The 4,152-nt window shown below is 68.1% G+C and carries 5 protein-coding genes; all 5 read left to right on the top strand.

All coding sequences use genetic code 11. The features are described from left to right. The coding region (locus P3W97_RS05445) for a ribosome-recycling factor (protein ID WP_300844546.1) at positions 1–328 on the top strand (328 nt) is incomplete at its 5' end. A gap of 10 nt (positions 329–338) precedes the next feature. After that, positions 339–1,094: a polyprenyl diphosphate synthase gene (gene uppS, locus P3W97_RS05440; RefSeq protein WP_300844544.1), complete on the top strand. Its 756-nt coding sequence runs from the start codon at positions 339–341 to the stop codon at positions 1,092–1,094. Positions 1,095–1,123: 29 nt separating this feature from the next. Next, a complete protein-coding gene (locus P3W97_RS05435; RefSeq protein ID WP_300844542.1) occupies positions 1,124–1,963 on the top strand; it encodes a phosphatidate cytidylyltransferase in 840 nt (279 codons plus the stop codon). Between the two features lie 73 nt (positions 1,964–2,036). Continuing rightward, positions 2,037–3,248: a 1-deoxy-D-xylulose-5-phosphate reductoisomerase gene (locus P3W97_RS05430; RefSeq protein WP_300844540.1), complete on the top strand. Its 1,212-nt coding sequence runs from the start codon at positions 2,037–2,039 to the stop codon at positions 3,246–3,248. A gap of 38 nt (positions 3,249–3,286) precedes the next feature. Continuing rightward, positions 3,287–4,152: site-2 protease family protein (locus tag P3W97_RS05425; protein ID WP_300844538.1), on the top strand; the 866-nt coding region annotated here is incomplete at its 3' end.

The raw sequence follows: 4,152 nt of genomic DNA, 5'->3' as shown, positions 1-4,152 counted from the left end.
GATCGAAAAGGCAATCCGCGAGTCCGACTTGGGGCTCAATCCCGCCTCGCACGGCGACCTGATCCGCGTGCCGATCCCCCCGATGACCGAGGAGCGTCGCCGCGAACTGACCAAAGTGGTCAAAGCCGAGGGGGAGCATGCCAAGGTGGCGATCCGCAACCTGCGTCGCGATGCCAACGAGCAGGTCAAACGCTTGGTCAAGGACAAGCTCGCTTCCGAAGACGACGAGCGCCGTGCGCAGGACGACATCCAGAAACTCACCGACCGCATGATCGCCGAGGTCGACAAAATGGTGGCGGCCAAGGAAGCCGACATCATGGCCATTTGAGGCGCTCTGCATGTCAGTCACCCCTGCCGCGGCCCCCGGCGTCGCCCCGGACGTCGCTCGCCAAGTGCCGCACCACGTGGCCATCGTCATGGACGGCAATGGTCGCTGGGCACGCCAGCGGCTGCTGCCACGGGTGGCCGGACACCGCGCGGGCATGGAGACACTGCGCCGCGTCATCGGCTGGAGCGTGCAGCGCGGCGTTCAGGTGTTGACGGTATTTGCGTTTTCCTCGGAAAACTGGAGCCGCCCCCAAGACGAGGTGGGTGCGATCTTGCGCCTGATGGTCCAGGCCCTGATGGATGAAGTCCCTCGACTGGACGAAGCCGGCGTGCGGCTGCATGTGCCGGGTTCGCGCGTGGGGCTGCCTTCTGCGTTGGTGCAGGGTATCGCCGAGGCCGAGCGACGCACGGCCAGCAACGACCGGTTGGTGCTCAACGTGTGCTTCAACTACGGCGGACGGTGGGACATCGTGCAGGCCGCACAAGCACTGGCAGCACATGGCGAGCCGATCACCGAATCCGCCCTGGCGCAAGCCATGGCTTTGGCCCATGTGCCGGACCCGGATTTGGTGATCCGCACGGGGGGGGAGCAGCGCATCAGCAATTTTTTGCTCTGGCAGATCGCCTACAGCGAGTTGTTTTTCACCGACCGCCTCTGGCCCGCCTTCGACGAGGTGGAGTACGACCGTGCGCTGGCGGCGTATGCGCAGCGCCAGCGGCGCTTCGGGCGCACGCCCGAGCAGGTGCAGGCTGCACGGGCGGCCTGAGGTCCGGCCACCCGCACGACAGGACCCCCATGTTGCTGCAACGCGTGATCACGGCGGTGGTGCTGTTGCTGGTGCTGTTGCCCGCCATGGTGTATCCCGGCCCCTTGCCGTTTGCGGCCGTCACTGGGGTGCTGATGGCGGCGGCCACGTGGGAGTGGTCCCGGCTGAACGGCTGTGGCCAGAGGGTGGCGATCGGCAGCGGTTTGGGTCTGTTGGCTGGGCTGGGACTGGCTTGGGGCATTTGGGGCCATACGCCCTGGCCAGCGATGGTCTGGTGGGGCGTGACGGCACTGTGGGCCGTTGTGCTGTGGTTGGCGCTGCGCCAAGGGGTGGATGCCTGGGGGCGTTGGCCTGTCGCACTGCGGCTGCCCTTTGGCTGGTTGGCACTGGCGGGCGCATGGTGGGCGCTGGTCAGCCTGCACGCCCGCGGCTTGGCCGTGTTGCTGAGTGCGCTGCTGCTGGTATGGGTGGCGGATATCGCGGCGTACTTTGGTGGCAAGGCGTTTGGTCGGCGCAAGCTTGCCCCGCGCATCAGTCCAGGCAAGAGCTGGGAGGGAGTCGTCAGCGGCATGCTGGCAGTCCTGATACTGGCCTTGGCCTGGACGGCGCTGGCCGCCGTCTGGGCCCCGGCGGCACAGGCGCTGTATCCTATCCTTGCCGCGCGCGGGCCGGTGCTGGCGATTGCAGCGCTGTTGCTGCTGACGGCCGCCAGTGTCGCCGGAGATTTGTTGGAATCCCTCGTCAAGCGCAGCGCTGGGGTCAAGGATTCCAGCGCGCTGCTGCCCGGCCATGGGGGAGTGCTCGACCGCGTCGATGCGCTGCTGCCGGTGCTGCCAGCGGTGATGGCGCTGCTGGCCGACGCGTCATGACCTGACTCTAGACTCTATTTCGGTCCCCATCCGACCGCAACGCCCTACATGCCCGGCCCTTGGATCGTTCCGCATGACCCCCGTCACTCCCACCGATGTCCCATCCCCCCGCCAGCGCATCGCGGTGCTCGGCGCGACCGGCTCGATCGGCACCCACACGCTCGATGTGGTGGCGCGCCACCCGGATCGATTCGACCTGGTGGCCTTGAGCGCCGAGCGACAGGTCGAGGCGCTGCTGGCGCTGTGCGAGCGTTTTCGCCCGCGCTGGGCGGTGATCGGCGCGTCGCGGCTCGACGAATTGGCTGCCGGCCTGCGCCAGCGTGGCTTGCCGACGCAAGCCCTGGGAGGGCCGGTCGGGCTGATCGAAATTGCGGCCCATCCCGAGGTCGATACCGTCATGGCAGCCATCGTCGGCGCAGCCGGACTGGGCCCCTGTCTGGCCGCGGCCCAAGCCGGCAAGCGTCTGCTGCTGGCCAATAAGGAGGCGCTGGTCGTCGGCGGCGAAGTGTTTCTGGCCGCCGTGCGCGCAGGTGGAGCGCGGTTGCTGCCGATCGACAGCGAGCATTCGGCCATCTTCCAAGCCCTGCCCGAGGACCCTGAGACTTGGGCGCAGCGCGTCGACAAGATCGTGCTGACCGCCTCGGGCGGTCCGTTTCGGCAGCGTGATCCGGCGACGCTGGCCAGCGTCACCCCGCAGGAGGCCTGCGCCCACCCCAACTGGGTCATGGGTCGCAAGATCTCGGTCGATTCGGCGACGATGATGAACAAGGCATTGGAAGTCATCGAGGCGCGCTACCTGTTCGGTTTCGCGCCGGAGCAGATCGAGGTGGTCATCCATCCGCAGAGCGTGGTGCACTCGATGGTTCAATACCGCGATGGCTCCGTCGTGGCCCAGCTCGGGACGCCGGATATGCGCGTGCCCATCGCCTACGGGCTGAGCTGGCCGGAGCGCATCGCCTCCGGGGCCGAGCCGCTCGATTTTGCGACGCTGGGGGCGTTGACCTTCGAGCCGCCCGACCCGCGACGCTTTCCCGGCCTGTTCCTGGCCTGGGAGGCGCTGCGTGCGCCGGTCGGCACGACCGCCGTGCTGAATGCGGCCAATGAGGTTGCGGTCGAGGCTTTTTTGTCCGGGCGGCTGCGCTTCGACCATATCCATGCGGTCAATCACGGAACGCTGGAGGCCTTCGTCCCCTCCAAGCCGGGGTCGCTGGACGATCTGCTGGCCATCGACCGCGAGGCGCGGGCGCGGGCCGCCGAGTGCGTTCAGGGACTGGCGCAGGCTTGAGGGCTACGCCGCCTGCCGGCTCCCAGGGAAGACATCCAATGCTCACCGTTTTGTCGTTTCTGCTTGCCATCAGCATCCTGATCGCGGTTCACGAATGGGGGCACTACCGCATGGCGGTGGCCTGTGGGGTGCCCGTATTGCGGTTTTCCATAGGCATGGGCCGGCCGCTGTTGACATGGCGCAACCGCCAAGGTACCGAGTTCGTCGTCGCGTTCTGGCCGATAGGCGGCTATGTGCGCATGTTGGACGAGCGAGAGGCACCGGTGGCCGCCGCACAGCGGCACTTGGCTTTCAACGCGCAGCCGCTGCGCCGCCGGGTGGCCATCGTGGCGGCAGGCCCAGCAGCCAACCTGCTGTTGGCGGTCGCGCTCTACGCCTTCGTGGCGTGGTGGGGGGTGCCACAGGCTCAGCCCGTTCTTGGCAGTCCAACTGCGGCGTCGCTGGCCGAGCGCGCAGGCATCCGCGGCGGTGAATGGGTGAGCGCCGCAGCCACGGCCGATCAGGCCCCGCAGCCCGTGCGATCTTTCGAAGAACTGCGTTGGTGGCTCACGCAGGCTGCGATGGACAGGCAGGACCTGCGGCTGTGGCTCGGCGACGGACCACAGGCTGCGGGGCGGGCGGTCACGCTAGCGCTGTCCACGCTGGACGTCCGAGATGTCGACGCCCGCCTGTTTGAGCGCATCGGGATCGTGGCTCCGTGGTCGGCGCCGCAGCTCGGCGAAGTGATGCCGGATGGCGCCGCCGCCGCCGCGGGCCTGCGAGCGGGCGCTCGTGTGCTGGCGGTCGAGGGCGAAACCATGGTCGATGCCCAACAGCTGCGTCCGCGCATCCGCACCGCCGTGGACGAAACCGGCCAAGCACGGCCCCAGCGCTGGCGCATCGAGCGCGACGGGGTGGTGCAGGA

The sequence above is a fragment of the Tepidimonas sp. genome, assembly GCF_029335975.1.
Taxonomy (GTDB): Bacteria; Pseudomonadota; Gammaproteobacteria; order Burkholderiales; family Burkholderiaceae_C; genus Tepidimonas.
The sequence above is the reverse complement of the archived record's forward strand: the minus strand, read 5'-3'. Positions and strand labels throughout refer to the sequence as shown.